Source organism: Pectobacterium odoriferum, assembly GCF_009931295.1.
Lineage (GTDB): Bacteria > Pseudomonadota > Gammaproteobacteria > Enterobacterales > Enterobacteriaceae > Pectobacterium > Pectobacterium odoriferum.
In genome coordinates this window covers 1951587-1972538 of sequence record NZ_CP034938.1, presented here as the reverse complement: position 1 = coordinate 1972538, position 20952 = coordinate 1951587, and the positions used below count along the sequence as shown (strand labels likewise).

The following is a 20952-nucleotide window of genomic DNA, read 5'->3' as shown; positions in this document are numbered from 1 at the left end:
TCGTTTAAAATACCGAGCGGAATTCACCCAGTTCAACCTGTACAGATTTAATTTGCGTATAGTGTTCCAATGTTGTTATGCCGTTTTCACGTCCGACACCTGAATGTTTGTAGCCGCCCACAGGCATTTCAGCCGGAGACTCACCCCAGGTGTTGATCCAGCAAATCCCAGCGTCGAGTTGATGAATCACCCGATGTGCCCGATTCAGATCGCAGGTCACGATGCCAGCCGCCAGTCCATACTCGCTCTCATTGGCGCGGCGGATAACCTCATCCTCATGCTGATACGTCAGAATATTCATGACTGGGCCAAAGATTTCCTCTCGCACAATCGTCATATCGTCCCGGCAGTCCGTGAACACCGTCGGGGCAACGTAGGCGCCTTGCGCATACTTCTCGTCAGTCATCGGTTCGCCGCCCACCAGCACACGAGCGCCTTCACGCTTCCCGCTTTCGATGTAGCGCAGTACGGATTCTCTGTGCGGGAAGCTGACCAGCGGACCAAAATTCACCTGCTCGTCAGTCGGGTCACCAATACGAATACGCTGAACACGCGCCAGAATTTTTTCCTCAAACTGCGCCTGCAATGCCTGCGGAATAAAGACGCGTGTACCGTTAGTACACACCTGACCTGAGCTGAAGAAATTCGCCATCATGGCGATATCCGCCGCCTTATCCAGATCGGCATCATCAAAAATGATCAGCGGCGATTTTCCGCCTAGCTCCATCGTGACGTCTTTCAGCGTCGAGCCTGCGGCATTGGCCATGACCGTTTTCCCGCTGGCGATCCCCCCAGTGAAAGAGACTTTGGCAATGCCTGGATGCGTAGTCAGCGCCTGACCAACGGATTTCCCCGTCCCCGTCAGCACGTTGAATACGCCAGCCGGTAACCCAGCCTCGGTATAGATTTCCGCCAGCTTCAGCGCAGTGAGTGACGTGACCTCGCTGGGTTTGAAGATCATCGCATTGCCTGCCGCCAGCGCAGGGGCGGATTTCCACAATGCGATCTGAATGGGGTAGTTCCAGGCACCGATACCCGCGACCACGCCAAGCGGTTCTCGACGGGTATAGGCGAATGAGGTATCACGCAGAGGGATCTGCTGACCTTCCAGCATAGGAATCAGCCCCGCGTAGTACTCCAAAACATCCGCGCCAGTCACGATATCAACAGTGCGTGTTTCCGAGAGCGGCTTGCCGGTGTCGTGCGTTTCGAGTAACGCGAGTTCATCGTTGCGCTCACGCAGGATATCCACGGCGCGGCGTAAAATTCGCGAACGTTCCATCGCCGTCATCGCCGCCCATACTTTCTGCCCCGCGGTTGCGGCACTGACCGCACGGTCAACATCCACAGCAGTAGCAGACTGAATTTGAGCAATGATGTCGCCATTCGCGGGGTTAATCGCCTCAAACGTCTCGTCACCCGTGCTATCGACATAAGTGCCGTTGATATAAAGCTGTTGTAAACCGTAGTGAGACATAAACTCTCCTGTCTGATGGCTGCCCAAACACAGGTTCCAGGCAGTGAAGGCAAAATGATAAATAAGGATTATGCGCGGGTGAGTTGCTGCTCAATATAGGTGTAGGTAATGCCCAGCGCTTCTTCGCGGTTGAAGGCCTCATGGCTTAGCGCACCACGCAGCCATAGCCCATCGATCAGACCTGCCAGCCCTTTTGCAGCAATACGCGCGTTGTCCTTCGACAAGCAGCGGCTGAATTCGACACACAGGTTGGAGTAAAGCCGCCGATCGTTAACCTGCTGTAGCCGACGGAGCATGGGGGAATGCAGGCTACTGGCCCAGAATGCCAGCCAGGTTTTCATCGCTGCGCTATTCGTCTGGCTATCATCAAAATTCCCCTGAACAATCGCCCGCAAACGTGCGCGAGGCGTATTTTCTGCCAGGTTCAGCAACCTTGATTTCACCGCCAGCCCCAGATGACTAATCAGATAGCGCATTGTCGCTTCCAGTAAGCCATTTTTATCGCGGAAGTAATGACTGATGATCCCATTAGACACTCCCGCACGTCGGGCAATCTGTACGATTGAGGCATCATGCATCCCCACATCGTTAATCGCGGCCAGCGTCGCTTCAATGAGTTGCTGCCGTCTGATAGGCTGCATTCCGACTTTAGGCACCGCACTTCCCCTTCATTTTTTCTCTTCATTTTTGCGTGATGAATCACGGTAAAAGACACTGGCTCATGATCCGATTTATCTCATTAAACTTTTTTTTGATTGAACGTTCAATAAAAAATGAATATCTTTTATTGCTGAAAGGTTAAAAATCTGTATCAATTATCATGAAAATCGGTGTGAGTTCAGACGATAACTCCACCTTAAAAAGAATAATTTCTTTTTTGTTCTGACGACCATCTTAAACGGAAAGCGTACTCAGCGGATGTCCTGCGCCGTGTCTTTGGTATGATATGCGCTAAGCGCGCTTCGTGGAGAGAGGAGTCGGAGTACCTATTCACGCAACGCAAGGGATAACCATGCCAGCATCAGACACCACCACCCAACGGGATCGCCTGAATCCTGTCGTGTTCTACACATCAGCGGGATTAATACTGACCTTCTCGCTGATGACCATGTTGTTTAACAAAGAAGCGAATGCCTGGATTACCCACGCGCTTAACTGGGTTTCTGCCACATTTGGTTGGTACTACCTGCTAGCCGCCACGCTCTACATCGTTTTCGTCATCTTCATTGCGTCATCTCGGTTTGGGTCGATCAAGCTCGGACCAGAACAGTCGAAGCCTGAATTTAGCCTGATGAGCTGGGCGGCAATGCTGTTTGCTGCGGGGATTGGTATCGATTTAATGTTCTTTTCCGTTGCGGAACCGATCACGCAATATATGATGCCACCGGAAGGACAAGGCCAGACGATAGAAGCGGCACGGCAGGCCATGGTCTGGACGCTGTTTCACTACGGATTAACCGGTTGGTCGATGTACGCGCTGATGGGCATTGCTCTTGGCTACTTCAGCTACCGGTATAATTTGCCGCTGACGATTCGCTCTGCCCTGTACCCTATCTTTGGTAAACGTATTAATGGCCCGATTGGCCACAGCGTTGATATCGCGGCCGTACTCGGAACCATCTTCGGTATCGCCACCACACTGGGCATCGGCGTCGTTCAGTTGAACTACGGGCTGAAAGTCCTGTTCCAGATCCCAGAGAATCTCACCGTTCAGGCCTCGCTCATCCTGCTTTCCGTGCTCATGGCGACGGTATCCGTGACGTCCGGTGTCAATCGCGGTATTCGCTTCCTCTCCGAGCTTAACGTCCTGCTCGCACTGGGCTTGATTCTTTTTCTGCTCTTCTGGGGCGATACCGAATTTCTGCTAAACGCGTTAGTGCTCAACGTGGGGGATTACATCAATCGCTTTACCGGCATGACACTTAACAGCTTTGCCTTTGATCGCCCGACAGAATGGATGAATAGCTGGACGCTGTTTTTCTGGGCATGGTGGGTCGCATGGGCACCGTTTGTCGGACTGTTTCTGGCGCGTATCTCACGCGGCAGAACGATTCGACAGTTCGTCGTCGGCACGCTGATCATTCCGTTTGTCTTTACGCTACTGTGGCTCTCCATTTTTGGCAACAGCGCGCTTTATCAGGTGCTCCACGGTAATCTGGATTTTGCCAATGAAGTCATGCAGCACCCAGAGCGCGGATTCTACAGCCTGCTGGCGCAGTACCCCGGCTTCAGCCTGAGCGCCTCTGTCGCGACCATTACCGGCTTGCTGTTTTATGTCACCTCTGCCGATTCCGGCTCGCTGGTGCTGGGCAACTTCACCTCTCGCCTTGGCGACATCAATAATGATGCGCCAAACTGGCTGCGAATTTTTTGGTCAGTCGCCATTGGCCTGCTGACGTTGGGGATGCTGATGACAAACGGTGTTTCAGCCTTACAGAACACCACCGTCATTATGGGATTACCGTTTAGCTTTGTGATGTTCTTTATTATGGCGGGATTGTATAAATCACTGCGGGTTGAGGATTATCGTAAAGCCAGCTCCTTACAAACATCGGCACCGATGCCAATCTCCGGCGACGATCGTCTGAACTGGAAGCAACGCCTCTCACGCGTTATGAATTTCCCCGGCACAACGCATACGCAAAAAATGCTGGATAATGTCTGTAAAGCCGCCATGGATGATGTCGCACGCGAACTGCGTCTGCGAGGCGCCAACGTTGAAGTCAACGACTTACCACCTGTCGAAGATGAACGCCTGAACCATCTCGAACTGTTGGTTGATTTGGGTGATGAGCAGAACTTTCTTTACCAAATTTGGCCACAGCGCTATAGCGTCCCGGCGTTTACCTACCGCGCCCGCTCGGGTAAATCAGATTATTACCGCCTTGAAACTTTCCTGTTGGAAGGGAGCCAGGGGAATGATCTGATGGATTACAGCAAAGAACAGGTGATTAACGACATTTTGGATCAGTACGAACGACACCTGAATTTTCTTCATCTTAATCGAGAGGCACCGGGCAATACGCTGACCTTCCCTGACGCATAATCCCCTACGCTATGGCGCTGAAATACAGCGCCATTTTTCAATATGTTATGCATTTACCCACCTTTTTCTTTCATCCTCTTTTTCCTGAATCTATGTGCTGTGCCGCATTCTTTGCTTCGACGATTTGCGCTTTATTTTTGAAACGGTATACTGCTCACATCAATTTGAAATACAGTTTTAAAAAATGTATTTGTCCGTCACAGAAAAGGAACGAACATGAAAATTGCACTGATTAACGAGAACAGCCAAGCTGCCAAAAACGCCATCATCGCCGAGTCTCTGACCAAAGCGGTTGCACCGTTGGGCCACACTGTACACAACTACGGCCAATACGCCGTTGAAGATGCAGCGCAGCTGACCTACATCCAGAACGGTATTTTGGCAGCTATCCTGCTGAACTCCGGCGCGGCTGATTTCGTTGTGACCGGTTGCGGTACTGGCCAGGGCGCAATGCTGGCTTGTAACTCTTTCCCAGGCGTAATCTGCGGTCTGGTTGTTGACCCATCTGATGCTTACCTGTTCTCTCAGATCAACAACGGTAACGCCGTATCTGTTCCTTACGCTAAAGGCTTTGGCTGGGGCGCTGAACTGAACCTGGAAAACCTGTTTACCCAGCTGTTCAAAGAAGAAGGCGGCCGTGGCTACCCGAGCGATCGCGTTGTTCCTCAACAACGTAACAAGAAAATCCTGGATGCCGTAAAAGCAGTGACCTACAACGATCTGATCACCATCCTGAAAGGCCTCGATCAGGATCTGGTTAAAGGTGCGATTGCTGGTCCTAAATTCCAGGAATACTTCTTCGCTAACAGCAAAGACGAAGCACTGACCAGCTACATCAAAACGCTGCTGGCGTAATCGTTCGATAGCTGACAAAAAACCACAGGCCATCACGGTCTGTGGTTTTTTTATGCCAATTATTTACTCGTTTTGCCTACATGTTAACGATACGGTTACGCGGACTATCCTTTACCGTTCAATGCTTAGCCATACGCACCGTTCGCACTAAATACTGCTTGACCGAAGCTAGGCGACTCCCTATAGTAGCGCCCCGTTGCCCCTTGTAGGCAACCCCCGGTGAGGTGTCCGAGAGGCTGAAGGAGCACGCCTGGAAAGTGTGTATACGTGAAAACGTATCAAGGGTTCGAATCCCTTCCTCACCGCCATATAAAAGAAAACGCCGCTGATGCAAATCAGCGGCGTTTTTTTATGCTGCTGGCATAGAAATTTTCATTCCTATGCCACACAGACATCAGCCATAGGCATGGAGCGTACGCTGGCACAGCGCCGAACGCACACAGTCCTCTTTACCGAAAGAGACAACGCCAATCATGTCATCCTCAACAAAACGCTCCAGTGCATCGCGCAGGCCGGATTTAACGCCAGATGGCAAATCACACTGCGTCACATCACCGTTGACGATAACCGTGACATTTTCGCCTAAACGCGTCAGGAACATTTTCATTTGGTTCACTGTCACGTTTTGCGCCTCATCCAGAATCACAACCGCATTTTCAAATGTCCGCCCGCGCATATACGCAAAAGGCGCAATTTCGACTTTGGCGATTTCCGGCCGCAAACAGTACTGCATGAAAGAGGCTCCCAGTCGACGCAAAAGTATGTCGTAAACCGGACGGAAATAAGGCGCAAATTTCTCCGCAATATCTCCAGGTAAAAAGCCAAGATCCTCGTCAGCCTGTAATACTGGCCGCGTAACGATAATACGCTCAACCTCTTTATGGATTAGTGCCTCCGCCGCTTTCGCAGCGCTCAGATACGTTTTACCGCAGCCAGCTTCACCTGTGGCAAAAATCAACTGTTTATTTTCTATCGCAGACAAGTAATGTTCCTGGGCAGCGGTACGAGCTTGAATAACGGAATTATCACGATTTTCGCGCGCCATTCCGATTGCTTCAATCCCGCCCATTTGTACCAGAGAAGTGACCGATTCTTCCTCACGCTGACGATGGCTACGCGACTCACGGCGAATAACGCGTTTTGCTTCACGACGAGCTTTGATCACTGCTTTTTGTCTTCCCATAGTGGCACCTTACAGTTTGTTTCACTTACCGCACTGCTCTACAGCGCGTGACGTTTAACTCACTAACGAGGTTAGGCTTCCTTATTAAGCCAATAGCGGACAGAGAATACGCATGATTCATCCACGAACTGAGTGAAAAACGGGCTGAGCATTCATGGATAGAAAAAGAAAATAAACGGAGAGTTTGGGTAAAGAGAGAATGGCGCAGTGTTGAAAATAAGTGGGAGGAAAGTCCCTCGCATCGGCGAGTCAGCAGCGTAGAATCTTGACATCGACTATAAAGTCCAAAAAAGGACACTACCATTCGCGTTCCTCACTGTGACAACAACTATTCCACTGAATAATGATTGATCGCATCGTAGAACTACTGCTAACCATTGCCTAAAAATTAGTGCCGAATGATTTCAGTAGTATGACAGTGCAATAATTTGCCTCTGCAATGCAAGCATTTTTTACACTGTCATAACATTTACGTATAGTCAGTATCCCATGGTTTGGCAATGTCAGCCTGAGAACGACGCATGATGCGCGTCAGAAATGCCGCTGCCAGTCCAGATATTGATCGTATTTTCGTAAGGCGCTGCGGTAGATATTTTGCTCAATACCGGGAAGGTAATCACATACGCGCTGCTGCACGCCATCACGGTGCCGGGAAAAGGTTTCTGCGGGATAATTATTGGCGGCCAGCAGCTCATCCAGGCGCCGCAAGCGAATGACATATTCGCGCATCGTGCTATGGCGGACTTCAGTCTGCTCAATCAGATACTGTGTGAAAGCTTTAATATCGAAATAGCTAGCAGTGGTATTGCATAATATTTCGCTACAAAAGCGGCAAAGTGGGATTAATTCCTGTTGCAGACCAGACCATATGTCATCGTCGATAAGCCTGTCGATGCTGCCGATCGATTTTTTATTAATAAGCTGATTGCGAAATACCAGTGAAACGCGGTCGAGCTCTTTATCACACTGGGAACAGTTGGTTTGTCTGTGTTTGAAGTCTTTCAGATAACGGCTTAGGAGCTGTTTCTTCCGAATTGATGGGTGCATGAATCCATTCCATGACAATATATAACTTCAATGTGAAGCGATAGCATCGTTCATTACGCCAGAGAATCTGGCGTGCTAAAACAGGTGACATTAATCATCTAAATACTGATGTAAGGCGCGCATCAATATTCAAACATTGTCATGGCCTGCTGCTTCAGTGACTGAAGATATACTTTGATAACAGTATTCCTACGCAGCGCAATTAAACATCGTTCATTAATTTCACGCGCAGGCGCTTTATCGCCTGGCTATGCAACTGACTGACTCTCGACTCTCCGACTTCAAGAACTGCCCCGATCTCTTTCAGGTTCAACTCTTCCTGATAGTAAAGCGTCAACACCAACTTCTCACGCTCTGGCAGGCTTTCAATCGCATCCATTACACGATGGCGCAAATTGCCTTCCATCAGCTGATGCAATGGGTTCGCATCTTCATTGCCTTCCAGTAACGCCTCTGCGCTGTCACCATGTTCTTCACGCCATTCATCGTAAGAGAAAAGCTGGCTGTTATTCGTATCCAGCAATATCTGACGATAATCTTCAAGCGTGATATTCAGGGTCTGCGCAACTTCCTGCTCCGTTGGAGTACGACCGAGCTGCTGTTCAGCCTGTTGCATTGCTTGTGCCACTTCCCGCGCATTACGCCGTACACTGCGTGGAGCCCAATCACGACTGCGTAATTCATCCAGCATCGAACCGCGAATTCGTTGGACAGCATAGGTGGTAAACGCCGTACCTTGTAACGAATCATAACGTTCAACTGCGCTTAACAAGCCGATACCACCAGCCTGTAGCAGATCGTCAAGTTCAACACTCGCGGGGAGACGAACCTGTAAACGCAAGGCTTCATGGCGCACTAGTGGAACATAGCGCTTCCAAAGGGAATTTTTATCCATTGTGCCTTCGGCGGTATACAAATCGCTCACAGTGACAAATACCTACGATGATAATGTTATCGACACTATTATGCTTTTAGGTAGGGTAGCCAATCGTCTGAATAGCGTCAAAAAAGGAGGGTTATTCATGCCATGTATGACAGGATTGAGTAAGGAGTCTGCGGAGAGAAACACAAATGGCACGTACAGAGGGTGCTGATCTGTCCCTGTGTAGTAGCCCCCATTTAAACCGGACACTTCATCAATAAGACATAGGCATAGACCTATGTTTAAGGAGTGTCTTGTGCAAAGAATCGAAGTGATCACTGGCGAGCAGAAGCGACGCCGTTATACTGCCGAAGAAAAGTCCCGTTTTGTTGCGCTGTCCATGCAACCCGGCTATTCCGTTTCTCTGGTTGCCCGGCAATATGGCATTACACCCAGTCTGCTTTTTAAATGGAAACGACTTATGAACGAAGGTGGCCAATCTGCGATCGCTGCTGGCGATGACGTTGTCAGTGTTGCTGAAGTTAAGGCACTGGAAAAAAAGGTAAAACAGCTTGAGCAGATGCTGGGACGTAAAACAATGGAAGCCGAAATCCTCCGCGATGCGCTGGAGATAGCGCAGTCAAAAAAGTTGATATCGCGCATGCCATTGCTGCCACCGGACGCGGTAAGTGTCAAGGAAGTTGGCACCCTTGGTTAATTTAAGCCGCCTGTTTTTCCCGTGCCGGATTCAACGTTACCGGGCCTTCCGGCTGCCAGTTTCTTGTCTTCCCTGACCAGCGCTCAGGATGCGCTTTCTGTGCCTGACGATACAGTTCATCCCGCTGGGTCAGCAGAGCTCTGTCTTCACCACGATGTCGTTCTGCCGGTGTCACATAGCGTATTCCACTGTGACGATGCTCTTCGTTATACCAGTGGGTAAATTTATCCACCCACTGACGCGCCTCACTCAGCGTTCTGAACCCCGACGAGGGCCACTGTGGCACATATTTCAGTGTCCGGAACAGCGACTCTGCATACGCATTATCATTACTGACTCGCGGTCTGCTGTGAGACGCGGTGATATTCAGTTCATGTAGTTTCATCCGCAGCGTCTGCGATTTCATCGCCGCACCATTATCAGCATGTAACACCAGGGGCTGACGCCAGCAGCCTTCCCGTATCACGCTACGTTGCATCAGTGCCGCTGCCTGTTCACCACTTTCCGTCTCATACACCTCATAACCGGTGATTTTTCGGCTGTACAGGTCGAGTATCATATACAGATAAAACCAGCGACCACGCACTACAGAGGGTAGCCAGGTGATGTCCCACGACCACACCTGACAAGGCCCGGACGCTATAAAGGTTGTCGGTGCTGATACCTTCTGCTGCCGTGCCTGACGTCCTCTGCGATGGACTTCACCTGAGCGACGCAACACCCGATAGAAGGTTGACTCACTGGCCAGGTAAATACCTCTGTCGGCCAGGCGCGGCACGATTTGTGAGGGGGAAAGGCTGGCATATTCCGGTTCATGACTGACATCCCGTATCCGGCTTTCTTCCTCCGGACTCAGCCGATTAAACGGCACGGCTCTTACCGCCTCAGCTCGCCGGTCACGGGGAAAGCACTGCCAGCGTCGCCAGGTACGCAGGCTGATGTTGACTTCACGGCAGGCAATGGCCAGTCGCGCTCCCGAGGTTACCGCTTCATTTATCCAGAGAATAAACTGCTGTCGCTCACCTTCAGGTGTCAGTCGTCCCCGTCGGCTTCCCCGTAGTAGTCTGTAAGCTTTTTTCGCAATACCAATATGGCTGCCGCCTCCGCAAGGGCTTTTTCTTTACGAAGCAGCTCTTTTTTCAGCTGTTTAATTTCTTTCTGACTCTGTTTCAGGGCAGCGTTATCACCGGGGTTTTCAGTCTGCATAAAGCCCTGTTTCCAATGAATAAGTTGCTCTGGGTAGAGTCCTTTCTTGCGGCAGTATTCCGCAATTTCTGCCTCACTGAGCGTGGCGGTTTCGACTATCACGGCAAAGCGTGCTTCTGCTGACCACTGGTCTGTTGTTTTCTCTGCTCCGGGCACGGGTTTTCCCTCTGATCTAGCCTGATTTCGCCAGTTATAGAGGGTAGCTTCGGATATTCCTTCCATCTGTGCAACAGCAACCACGGTCATATTGTAGGGTGGCAGCAGTTTTGCCAGTATGCTGGCTTTTCGTTCCGGGGAAATACGTTTCATTTGTCATTCCATCACCCTCGAATTTATTTTCAGTGGGGGTGACAACTATCCTGACACTGAGGGATGTCAGCGAACCGCGATTGACGAGGGCCTTGTTGTAGGCAGCCCAGTTGTTGATTTTAAATTTTTGTTTTGCCACGGGATACCGCTGCAGGATCAGGAATGTGATGTTCTGATCCTTATTGCAGCCAGAAGTTCGATTTATTCAACAAAGCCGAATCAACCATGATAAAATTTAATAACTTCAGTAATACGGCACAAATCATCTTCCTCTAATGTAGGATAAATAGGAAGACAAATTACTTTACTTGCTATAGAGTTTGCTATAGGGAGATTACTTTCGCTAGCTGATGGCATCCCCCTATACATTGGGAAATAGCTGATTAATGGATAAAAATAGCGTCTTGCAAAAATATTTTTATCTTTCATCTTCTGATAAATCTCATCACGACTTAATGAATATTCTGACTCTATAAGTATAGGGAAGTATGAATAATTAGAAACTGATTGAGGAGAATTTTTAATAATATTAACACCTTTTACACCCTGCAATTCATTCCGATAAAACTCATCTATTTCTTGACGTCTTGCTATCACTTTTTCAAAATTCTTCAACTGCAAAAGGCCAAAGGCTGCATTAAACTCACTCATTTTCCCATTAATTCCTGGAGCGACAACTGTAGTTTCATCGACAAAACCAAAGTTTTTAAGGCGGTCTATACGTAATTTTGTCTTAGCATCAGGACAAATAATTGCCCCACCTTCAAATGTATTAAACACTTTTGTCGCATGAAAACTTAATACACTGAGATCGCCATGTCTTAAAACACTTCCTCCTTCATCTTTAACACCAAATGCATGAGCAGCATCGTAAATAACTCGCAGATTATAATTATCTGCAATCGCTTGGATTGCATCAGTATCGCAAATATTGCCATAGCAGTGAACAGGCATTATTGCAGTTGTCTGTGGAGTAATTGCAGCCTCAATTTTCCTCGGATCCAAATTGAGAGTAATAGGATCAATATCAACAAAAACGGGCTTCAGACCATTCCAAAGTAGAGAGTGTGCTGTCGCGACAAAAGAATAAGGTGTAGTAATAACTTCGCCAGAAACTCTCAAAGACTGCAACGCAGTCAATAGCGCAATAGTAGCATTATTAAATAAAGAGATATATTCCACCCCTAAATATTCACATAATGATTTTTCCAATTGTGCATGCATCGGCCCACCATTGGTGAGTATTTTATTCTCCCATATTTCTTCAAGATATGGTAAAAACTCTTTTAAATCAGGCAAATAGGGTTGAGTTACAAATATTGGCTTATGATTCATAATCTGATCCAACAATTTTAGTCCAAGATGAATAATAAAAATTATTTTATTTAGGTATAAAATAGTAAACTGTTTCCAACAGACCTTCAGTATAGTGGCGCATATAGACTTTATAATCATTTCTATATGATAAAACTAACTCTGGTATCGTAAAGAAATCATCTACTTTATGATAAGCACAGATAGCAAGTTTAGGATGGAATCGCAATATTGTTTCTTTAGCTCCTTTTAAAGCGTTAATCTCATAACCCTCTATATCCATTTTAATATAACTAACCGAGTCAAATAGAACTTGGTCTAAAGTGCAAACTTGAATAACTCCTTCCCGTCATCACTTACTTTAGATGCAGTTCCATTTAATTCAAATCTCAACTCCTCTTCTTTTTCTGACAAACCGTAAGAAAAAAAATAGATATTTTTAATCCCTTTCAAGTTATCTTTAACTACATTAAACTGTTTTCGCTCTGGTTCAAAAACATAGATAGATTTATAGTCAGGAAATTTGTTAATAAACTCTAACGTAGTAGAACCGTCATAGCTTCCAGCATCAACGAATGTTTCAGGAGAATTCGAGCAAAAAACAACCTCATCAAAATACTGTTTTTTAGGGCAGAATGAAAAATCTTTCATAAAAGAAATATCATGAGTTAGTCTAAAATTAATAAGATTATCAAAGATGCGTTTTGACTCTTCATCACTTAATAACTCTCTTATTTTTTTATATTTCTCACCATTTTTATCGTATTCTTCTGAAAAGTCATCAAGAAACATAAAAGAAGGGAGTTCTAAACCAGAGTACTTTCTAAAATAGTAATAATCCAAATACTCTAAGTTTCTATCTTCTAATTTTTTACAGGCCATGATGATTTTTGCTTGAACTACAGCACAAATAACTAATGCGTTATTTGGTATATCATCCAATTTAAATATTGGGATATTATTGATATGATCTAATGAAGAGAAATCATCAATAAATCCATCAATTGATATTTTATAAGAAATAGAAATCCCTTGCTGAGATGTACCGAATATAAATACAGGCTTTTTTCTTTCGATTGCAGCCCGACAAAAATTTATAGCATACTCAATTCTACTCATAATAAAACCCTATAGAAATAATCAGTAATGTACATAAATTATAAATAATCATGAAAAAATATTATATTTTAAGAAAGTTTCTTGCATTACTTTATAAGTAGTTCCACTGAATCAACATCCAATACAAGACATCCAGTTTTTTCATAAACATCTTTTCTTTCTGGAAAGTAGTTATCAATAAAAATAGAATTATTCTGTATATAACGAGATTTTTTTTCACCATTTTTTATATGGAAAATTCCATTAAAAATAGATGGTGAAATTTTAGCCTTTACAAGTGTTTCATTAATGTCAAATTCGTGGCGAGTAATAAGATATATACGCTTACCCTCAAGAATTGATTGATAAATAAAACTTATAATTTTAGGCACCGCGTAACCATTCATTATTAAGGTATCATCCAAGTCGATATAAATATTTTTATATTCTCTATCTACTTTCGCACGAGTAGCAATATAGCGATCTATAAGTGTAATACCATTATTTGGCAACGCAATGATATCTCTTCCCATATAGTCATGTATCGCCATGAGAGGTAGGTTAATCCCTCTTGCTCGTTGAAAAACCATCGTACCACTTATACGGCAAGAGACTTCGAGTAGTTTCCATTTTCCTAGCCTGTCACCTTTCAATTGAAAGAACCATGGCCCACGCAAAATCATACGCTTATTAATGGTACTGGCGATATTTTTAATTTCGTCCCCTAACTCAACTTGCTGAGAACGCATGGTAATTCCTGCCCGAACCCTCTCCCGCGTCCTAGGGCCAATCCATACTAAATCACCTTTATGATTAGTAAAGCAATCGACAGTCAACTCAGAGCCAGGTAAATATTCGACAATCACAGGAGAAACAATATTTCTGCATGCAGAGTGGGCACTTTCAAAGCTATCAGCTAATATAATACCGTGTCCCCCTTGTCCCATATCCGGTTTTATAATAACTGGCCACGTAGATACGCTTTCTAGTATTTTATACTGATGTGGAACCCAGTGGCAGTCTTGAAATAACGCATAAGTTTCACTTTTCTTACGTGCAATTCTAGTCGCTGTTGAATCACCATTAACTAGAAAAAAACCAATTCTACTTGCTAGTAAAGAAAGTTTTTCTGCCACAGTATCATGCGTAGCAAAAACGACATTTATATTATTACTATGAATGACATTAGAAAAATGATCATAAAAAGTATCATCGTTTACGTTCGGAATATTTGATATATAATTTGGATATCGAAATCTACCATGGTCTTCTACACTAGAGGCCCCAATAATATTAACATGGATTGAGTATCTTAAAGACTGATATATTTCATTGGCATTTTCAGAACCACATGGAAAAACAAGCACATTGATTTTTTTATAAGAACTCATCGGTAGTATCTCTTATATTACTGATTCAATAATCTTTAGCATTGCGTCAATATCCTTAATATCATACCGCTGATCTATAGGTAATGGTAAAATATAATCCCTTAAATACAGCGTATTACTATCAGCAGGAGCTACATCCTCTAAATTAGGCCAATATGTCGCGACATATATTTTCTTTTGTATTAATCTATTTTTTATATTTTTATTCTCGATAAGCAATGGATATGCCATAGGAGTGGCATTCACAGATAATGTTACATTCAACAAATTTACATCCGAAAGTTTCTTATGCATATGATTATAATTTTTTATACGTCGGTTTTTTATAAAATCATAATCAATGCCGGACATAAGGTTCTCTGTCATACGCGACATATATCTCATTGGCAATGAATCAATTCTCTTATCTGCATCGCAGAAATCAGAGTAGGAAGCACTGGCACTCAGATCATGACGCTTCAGTAAATGCAAGCATCGCAGGTAAGAAACATCAACATCTAGTGATTCATTAAGTCTATCTGACGTAATTACCAAACCACCATCTGGAAGTCCAAAAAATTTTCTTGGACTGTAGAAAGCAGCAAGACCGCAATTATAAGAAAAAAAAGCCTGCGCATTATCAATTATAACGTTGGGATAATAACTAATTATTTCATCTATTTTTTCTGACATAACCCCAAAGTAATCATTAACAATGAAAAAATCATCTCTCCGAATTTTAGCAAGATTAGGGTTCATATTCAGATCGCAATCATAAAATACTATATCACAGTTTTCGTCCTTCAGTACTTGCCACACGACAGGACAGGTAAAATACGGCACTGCTATTTTTCTTATTTTATAAAGTCGAATAATATATTTTAAAGCATTTCTTGCAGAGTTAAGATAGATAGCCTCTGAATGATAAGTTGTTCCCCGCCCAAGTTCTAGCTGAAGAAATCCACCATACTCATTATAAGTATTCATAGTCATCCAACATTTTATTTATTTCATCAGGGGAATTGAACATCATGACATCAATAATAGACAATCCAGGAACATAAACATTAGTATTTTGTTTATATTGAGACAGGGTGGGTTTTATGAAAAACAAACCTATTCCATTTTTATGAAATACTTCTCTTTCATAAAGCGCATCCCCTCCAACAGCATTAATATAGCTATCAGCACAAAGATTATCACATATATTCAATATCTTATCCTGCCCCTTCAAACTAACGTCTTTTTGGATATCTGAAGATAACAGTAACTCCCGATTTATTGATAAATATTTTAGAATTAATTCAATACTATTAAATAGGAACATAGCTAAGTTTTTAGCTTCAAATGCTATTATTTCATTAACTAATTTATAAACATCGTTGAAAAATGGAGCTTTGGAATAATTTGTTTTTATCATTTTAACAAATTTAACAAAGTCATCCTTTATTTCTATCTCATTTATTAACTTATATGAACTACTATTGCTCAAAGATATTGAAAATAACTTTTTATCACCATTTATCAAAAAGTTATTTCTATTAATCCAGCCACCTTTTATGTAATTAACATCGTCATAAATCACATATACATCAACAGCTTTGATTAACTGCCAATATCCAATGTAAGGAAAAAAATACGGTTGCATTATCCCGAGCTTCATATCCTCTCCAATAATATAAAAATCATATTATATATAGCAACGCTACCGCCCTTGGCTAAGGCAGCCAAAAACGGTATAATTTCTCAATTTCACTTACCCACTACTTAGCAATACTCATTGATTATTCATCAATATGGAAACTGTAAGGCTCATGCCCATTACAATAATTTTCCCATACACGCCGTAATGCTTTTTCAAAATAAAAAGCTGCATTAACATTATGATTTCTTTTTCTAATTATTCTTTGACGCAATCCTTGTCGAATTACGTTTAACTCATCTAACTTACTTGCCCATGACACAGCAGTGTTAATATACTCATCCTGTGAGAGTACAACAAACTCATCAAGCCCCACAAATTTCATACCGGCAACACCTTGGCGGGAAGCTAGAGTTGTTCCTGCTAAAGTCAATGTTGGAACCCCCATCCACATAGCATGATTGGTTGTTGTTCCTCCGGTATAAGGGAATGTGTCTAAAAGAATATCTATTTTATTATGCAACCTTAAATATTCATGTATAGATACTCTTTTCTCAAAGATAAGTTGCTCAGAATTAACACCAGCACTCTCAAATTTCTTTTGAAAATCATCTATCATCGCCTGTCCGGCCATACCACCAATAAACATACGTATTTTAGGTGAGCTTGAAAGAATTTTCGCCCATGTGGCAATTACGCTATCATTTATTTTTTTGGGTCGATTAAAACTCCCCAACGTCAAATAACCACTTGACAGCGCAGGTAATTCGTTCACATCAGGACAACCGCTTATTGGTTCAAAATGTTTAACAAACGGAAGATAAATAATTTTTTCGGTTAACTGGTCATCTAATACACCCGCCTCAGCATAATTATGATCGATAATCATATAATCCATTGTTTTCAGCCCAGTTGTTCCAGGATAGCCAATCCAAGTAATTTGGATTGGTGCAGGCTTTAAAGAAAAGACAGGCAAGCGATTATAACCGGTATGCCCAGAAAGGTCGAAAAGAATATCAATGCCATCACGTTGAATTAAATCAAATAACTCACTGTCACTTTTACCCGCAACGCAATGCCATGCTACAGCACCTTTTTCTAACCTACGAGAAGTATCATCATATTTATGCGTTGTAGTATAAGCATAGAGAGAAAAGCTCTCGTGACTGATGTCATTCCATATTGGCTCTAAAAAATTACTTACGGGATGTTCCCATAAATCACCAGAAACAAATCCAATTTTTAACACCCTATCGGTATTTTTATCACGTTTATTTTCTAAAAAAACAGATAACTTTGTAGAATTATTATTCTCGACAATTTCACCATAACGTCTATGCTCTAAAAATAACTCCCGCGGAGTAATATCATTTTTGTGTGTCAGAGCAAACAACATATTACTATATAGACTTAAATCAAAAGGTGCTGCCTCAATAGCTCGGCGATAATAAATTATCGCCTCATCGATTTTAGATTGGGTATCTAATGTCATAGCCATTGCATTTAATATGGCCGCATCATTAGGCAGAAGTTTGATTGCTTTTTCTATACATATTTCTGCACCAGACATATTTTCAAATTTTAAATAAACAAGCGCCACCACATTCCAGGCAACAGCAATACTCCCATCACAGCGAATAACTCTATAGGCTAAGTTAATTGCTTCCCAGTAATGATATGTGTTATATAATAAACTAGCTAACTCGCTGTAGACCAACCATGCATTACTATGCATGGAAATGACTTTTGCTAAAGAGAATATCGCCGCATCTTTGTCACCAGTGACGAAGTTGATTCTTTCTAGCGTGATCCAATTTTGTAGATTGTCCGGTTGTTTTACCGTCAACTCCTCAGCCAAAGAACGTGCTTCACTATATTTCTGTTCTTGTAACAAGTCATATAATTGACGTTTAACTTTCGCATCAATAGGATCGTTAACGAATTCTTTTCTACTTTTCTCAACTTTTATGACATCACTAGCCTTGAATAACCCCCCACCGCTCGCATTACTGGAATACATAATCAGCGGGCTCACATTGTGGATAACTTCGTTAACATCCTTGGCTAGTTCCATACGTTTTTGGAAATAACGCTGCCATGCCAACGCACTTCCAATCATCAAACCTTTATGGTGCAATTCATCTAACAGCGCTAATGAGCCCTCTTCCTGCTCATCCAGTAAGCTCATTGGAATTTTCAGACCCTGAGCCCCTAATGGCAGCGTGAAAGACTCATACCAATAGTTGAATGCAGGGTAAATATCCCCACAGTTAGGTAATACTCGCAGTGCACTGAATTCACTTTTACGATAAGCGCATTCACCGACGCAGAAATGAATGCTCGATATTCCCTGCTTTAACAAAGCATAGAGAGATTCACGCACATTCTTTTCATGTTCTTGCTCATCATTTTCTCTTTCAGGAAAATGAGTATTAAATATAAGTTGCTTAAAGGAGACACTCGCTGGCCACGCATTACCTAAAACATCAAGGATTTGCTGTGTAAGTTCGTGATCGGTCGATATCTGTATGCCGGTATTGGTGATATGTGCGTTAGACGCCAATCCTTTATTTAACATGACACGGCGGAAGCTACCGGCCCAAGAAAGTTTATCCAGTCGAGAGGTATCAATTTCCGATTCCAGCTTTTCCGCTCGCTCAGCCGCCACCAACAGACTAAACCGACGTTTACGTCCGACATTGAAATCCAGATACTGTTGCTTCAATATTTTATTGCCTGTCGGACAGATTGCGCGCAGCAAACTATCTACCTGCTCACCATAGTGGGCGGCAATCTCGGTATGAGGTTCAATTTCACCGACATAAGACAAGCCTTCTTGCGTAATCTGCGCATTAAAGTCGAGCAGATAGCAAGGTTGATTCAGACCTTGTAAATAATTGAGCGCTAACGACACGTCTCCCAGTTTTTCAGCTTCTTCAACCAGGGCAGCAATAGCTGTTCTCTGAGGATTATCTGCAGATAGGCCCAGCGATAAGTAACTCAGCATGGCTCTGGCGCTGGCTTGCTGTTGTTCCGGTGTTTCTGCCAGACTGGCATGCAGATTTAAGGCATCCTGCAGTATTTCCTCTGTTTTCCCACCTGGGTAGGTCGAATAGGAAAAACACACCACGCCTTTTGCACTTAAGTGGCGGTGACAATATGCCAACAACGCCGAGCGCGCTTCGCCACCGATCAGTCCGAAAACACCATGGACAATAATATAATCAAATTTGCCAAGATCGCTGTCCAAAAGCGATGCCAAATCCATCGCCTGAAGTTGCAGATTGGTTAGCCCATACTGCTGTACCCACATCTGCCCTTGTGCAATTTTTTCCTCGTCAAGGTCGATGCCAATAGCCTGTGCCTGCGGATATGCAGTGGCAAATGGCAGCAGGTTCGCGCCACTCATGCATCCCAGTTCCAGTACTCGCGCCCTGTCAGGGTCCGCTGCCACAATGCCATGCAAGTATGCCACGGCTTGCAAATGCGTCGGTGAGGTATAAGGCAAAGGACAACGATCGGCCGCGCTCATTGTTGGATGGCTGGCAGCAGTATCTAGAGTCATCAGAAGGGAAAACCTTTCATGAGAGGAAAAAGAAATTACTACTATCGTATCAACTATTAAGATACGCAATCTTATAAATAGAGGGAAATATTAGGCGTATAACATACGTTAGGGAGAGATAGTACGGTTTCACAACGGCATTAACGCACAGGATGTTTACCATAAAAAACCAGCCCCGAAGGACTGGCTTATAATATAAGTTACAGTGTTTGTCTGGCTGGGGATTAACGCAGCAGAGACAGAACAGTCTGTGGAACCTGGTTTGCCTGGGACAGTACAGAAGTACCAGCCTGTTGCAGAATCTGGCTACGGCTCATGTTTGATACTTCAGTTGCGTAGTCAGCGTCTTCAATACGGCTACGAGCAGAAGACAGGTTGTTGATAGAGTTGTTCAGGTTGGTGATGGTAGATTCAAAACGGTTCTGAATCGCACCCAGGTTACTACGTGCAGCATCAACAGCTGACAGAGCAGTATCCAGAGAAGTGATCAGAGCCTGAGCTGCTGAGTTAGCAGAACTACCGGTAGCAACAGCGCCCAGAGAAGTGATTTTAGCTGCAACATCACTCATTGAACCAGTACCGCCAGTGGTGGCGTTGATCAGTGCGGTGCTGTCGATGGTAATAGTTTCAGTTGCACCAGTGTTAGCGCCAACCTGAATGATGATGCCAGCACTTGCAGAACCGTCCAGCAGTTTAGTACCGTTGAAAGAAGCGCTCTGAGCAACACGGTTAACTTCGTTAATGCGCTGAGTCATTTCCTTGACGATAGAGTCACGGTCAGTTTTGCCGTTAGGATCGTTCGCTGCTTGCGTTGCCAGTTCACGGATACGCTGCAAGTTGTTGTTGATTTCGTTCAGGTTGCCTTCAGCAGTCTGAGTCAGAGAAATACCATCGTTGGCATTACGTGCTGCCTGAGTCATACCCTTAACCTGAGCGGTCATACGGTTAGCGATCGCTTGACCCGCTGCGTCATCTTTCGCGCTGTTGATACGCAGACCAGAAGACAGACGCTCAATAGCGGTACCCAGAGCAGACTGAGATTTGTTCAAGTTGTTCTGAGTAGTCAGAGACATGATGTTAGTATTAATTACTGCCATGATAGCGTTCCTTAATCAGTGGTTATCGGTTTCGGGTTAGACCCACGGGTTCATCCCCGTCGCTAACATTTATCGGAACGCTTTCCAGAAGCTTTAACTTTTTTTTAGCCTAAATTCATTTTTATTGTTTAGAAGGCAATTCTGATAGGCCCCTTATTCGGCA

The 20952-nt window shown here is 44.1% G+C and carries 16 protein-coding genes, 1 tRNA gene and 2 pseudogenes; 4 read left to right on the top strand and 15 right to left on the bottom strand.

The genetic code is table 11. The features are described from left to right. Positions 1-4: 4 nt before the first annotated feature. Together betB and betI are read right to left on the bottom strand one after the other, a co-directional pair. Positions 5-1477, bottom strand: coding sequence for a betaine-aldehyde dehydrogenase (gene betB / locus EO763_RS08750; protein WP_161528701.1), 1473 nt, complete (start codon positions 1475-1477; stop codon positions 5-7). Positions 1478-1545: 68 nt separating this feature from the next. Further along, positions 1546-2133 (bottom strand): transcriptional regulator BetI, encoded by a 588-nt coding sequence (gene betI, locus EO763_RS08745; protein WP_161528700.1) that lies wholly within the window; start codon positions 2131-2133, stop codon positions 1546-1548. Between the two features lie 356 nt (positions 2134-2489). Here betI and EO763_RS08740 point away from each other — a divergent pair, with 356 nt between their 5' ends. The 3 genes from EO763_RS08740 (at position 2490) to EO763_RS08730 (ending at position 5686) form a co-directional block, all read left to right on the top strand. After that, positions 2490-4523: a choline transporter gene (locus EO763_RS08740; RefSeq protein WP_161528699.1), complete on the top strand. Its 2034-nt coding sequence runs from the start codon at positions 2490-2492 to the stop codon at positions 4521-4523. 216 nt (positions 4524-4739) lie between these two features. Continuing rightward, positions 4740-5378: an RpiB/LacA/LacB family sugar-phosphate isomerase gene (locus EO763_RS08735; RefSeq protein ID WP_010309836.1), complete on the top strand. Its 639-nt coding sequence runs from the start codon at positions 4740-4742 to the stop codon at positions 5376-5378. A 218-nt stretch (positions 5379-5596) separates the two neighbouring features. Beyond that, positions 5597-5686 (top strand) — tRNA-Ser (locus EO763_RS08730). An 86-nt stretch (positions 5687-5772) separates the two neighbouring features. Here the strand turns inward: EO763_RS08730 and phoH are convergent. From phoH to EO763_RS08715, 3 genes are all read right to left on the bottom strand, one after another. Then, the gene (phoH, locus tag EO763_RS08725; protein WP_039471489.1) at positions 5773-6561 is read right to left on the bottom strand and encodes a phosphate starvation-inducible protein PhoH; all 789 of its coding nucleotides are present in this window, start codon (positions 6559-6561) and stop codon (positions 5773-5775) included. Between the two features lie 531 nt (positions 6562-7092). Then, entirely contained in the window at positions 7093-7608 is a 516-nt protein-coding gene (fliZ, locus tag EO763_RS08720; RefSeq protein ID WP_010306119.1) for a flagella biosynthesis regulatory protein FliZ, read from the bottom strand. 202 nt (positions 7609-7810) lie between these two features. Further along, a complete protein-coding gene (locus tag EO763_RS08715) occupies positions 7811-8533 on the bottom strand; it encodes an RNA polymerase sigma factor FliA (RefSeq protein ID WP_014915881.1) in 723 nt (240 codons plus the stop codon). 253 nt (positions 8534-8786) lie between these two features. Here EO763_RS08715 and EO763_RS08710 point away from each other — a divergent pair. Next, positions 8787-9154: pseudogene (locus EO763_RS08710) on the top strand (transposase); the annotation flags it as partial. Between the two features lie 35 nt (positions 9155-9189). On the opposite strand, the gene EO763_RS08705 reads toward EO763_RS08710, so the two are convergent. The 10 genes and pseudogenes from EO763_RS08705 to EO763_RS08665 form a co-directional block, all read right to left on the bottom strand. Continuing rightward, positions 9190-10703 (bottom strand): IS3 family transposase gene (locus tag EO763_RS08705; RefSeq protein WP_161528698.1). Its coding sequence is split into 2 segments (ribosomal slippage): positions 9190-10256 and positions 10256-10703, totalling 1515 coding nucleotides; the frame shifts between segments, so codons are not numbered across the junction. Positions 10704-10767: 64 nt separating this feature from the next. After that, a pseudogene (locus EO763_RS23930) lies at positions 10768-10872 on the bottom strand (hypothetical protein); the annotation flags it as partial. A 50-nt stretch (positions 10873-10922) separates the two neighbouring features. Then, positions 10923-12038, bottom strand: a complete 1116-nt coding sequence (locus tag EO763_RS08700; protein ID WP_103158570.1) for a DegT/DnrJ/EryC1/StrS family aminotransferase — start codon at positions 12036-12038, stop codon at positions 10923-10925. A gap of 46 nt (positions 12039-12084) precedes the next feature. Next, positions 12085-12300 (bottom strand): FkbM family methyltransferase, encoded by a 216-nt coding sequence (locus tag EO763_RS23925; protein WP_425281358.1) that lies wholly within the window; start codon positions 12298-12300, stop codon positions 12085-12087. Between the two features lie 35 nt (positions 12301-12335). After that, positions 12336-13136, bottom strand: a complete 801-nt coding sequence (locus tag EO763_RS08690; protein ID WP_161528697.1) for a hypothetical protein — start codon at positions 13134-13136, stop codon at positions 12336-12338. An 86-nt stretch (positions 13137-13222) separates the two neighbouring features. Next, positions 13223-14506, bottom strand: a complete 1284-nt coding sequence (locus EO763_RS08685) for an ATP-grasp domain-containing protein (protein ID WP_161528696.1) — start codon at positions 14504-14506, stop codon at positions 13223-13225. A 12-nt stretch (positions 14507-14518) separates the two neighbouring features. Next, the gene (locus EO763_RS08680) at positions 14519-15472 is read right to left on the bottom strand and encodes an aspartate aminotransferase family protein (protein ID WP_044205934.1); all 954 of its coding nucleotides are present in this window, start codon (positions 15470-15472) and stop codon (positions 14519-14521) included. Next, complete coding sequence (locus tag EO763_RS08675; RefSeq protein ID WP_161528695.1) at positions 15459-16148, bottom strand: WbqC family protein; 690 nt, start codon at positions 16146-16148, stop codon at positions 15459-15461. The genes EO763_RS08680 and EO763_RS08675 overlap by 14 nt, the downstream gene beginning before the upstream one ends. A 121-nt stretch (positions 16149-16269) precedes the next feature. Continuing rightward, complete coding sequence (locus tag EO763_RS08670) at positions 16270-19692, bottom strand: O-linked N-acetylglucosamine transferase family protein (protein WP_161528694.1); 3423 nt, start codon at positions 19690-19692, stop codon at positions 16270-16272. A 224-nt stretch (positions 19693-19916) separates the two neighbouring features. Continuing rightward, positions 19917-20789: a flagellin N-terminal helical domain-containing protein gene (locus tag EO763_RS08665; RefSeq protein ID WP_010279647.1), complete on the bottom strand. Its 873-nt coding sequence runs from the start codon at positions 20787-20789 to the stop codon at positions 19917-19919. Between the last annotated feature and the right edge of the window lie 163 nt (positions 20790-20952).

Excerpts from the sequence above, each read along its gene's own strand:
- betB (WP_161528701.1), bottom strand. The coding sequence starts at position 1,477 with ATGTCTCACTACGGTTTACAACAGCTTTATATCAACGGCACTTATGTC.
- EO763_RS08740 (WP_161528699.1), top strand. The coding sequence starts at position 2,490 with ATGCCAGCATCAGACACCACCACCCAACGGGATCGCCTGAATCCTGTC.
- EO763_RS08735 (WP_010309836.1), top strand. The coding sequence starts at position 4,740 with ATGAAAATTGCACTGATTAACGAGAACAGCCAAGCTGCCAAAAACGCC.
- phoH (WP_039471489.1), bottom strand. The coding sequence starts at position 6,561 with ATGGGAAGACAAAAAGCAGTGATCAAAGCTCGTCGTGAAGCAAAACGC.
- fliZ (WP_010306119.1), bottom strand. The coding sequence starts at position 7,608 with ATGCACCCATCAATTCGGAAGAAACAGCTCCTAAGCCGTTATCTGAAA.
- EO763_RS08700 (WP_103158570.1), bottom strand. The coding sequence starts at position 12,038 with ATGAATCATAAGCCAATATTTGTAACTCAACCCTATTTGCCTGATTTA.
- EO763_RS23925 (WP_425281358.1), bottom strand. The coding sequence starts at position 12,300 with ATGGATATAGAGGGTTATGAGATTAACGCTTTAAAAGGAGCTAAAGAA.
- EO763_RS08690 (WP_161528697.1), bottom strand. The coding sequence starts at position 13,136 with ATGAGTAGAATTGAGTATGCTATAAATTTTTGTCGGGCTGCAATCGAA.
- EO763_RS08685 (WP_161528696.1), bottom strand. The coding sequence starts at position 14,506 with ATGAGTTCTTATAAAAAAATCAATGTGCTTGTTTTTCCATGTGGTTCT.
- EO763_RS08680 (WP_044205934.1), bottom strand. The coding sequence starts at position 15,472 with ATGAATACTTATAATGAGTATGGTGGATTTCTTCAGCTAGAACTTGGG.
- EO763_RS08675 (WP_161528695.1), bottom strand. The coding sequence starts at position 16,148 with ATGAAGCTCGGGATAATGCAACCGTATTTTTTTCCTTACATTGGATAT.
- EO763_RS08670 (WP_161528694.1), bottom strand. The coding sequence starts at position 19,692 with ATGACTCTAGATACTGCTGCCAGCCATCCAACAATGAGCGCGGCCGAT.
- EO763_RS08665 (WP_010279647.1), bottom strand. The coding sequence starts at position 20,789 with ATGGCAGTAATTAATACTAACATCATGTCTCTGACTACTCAGAACAAC.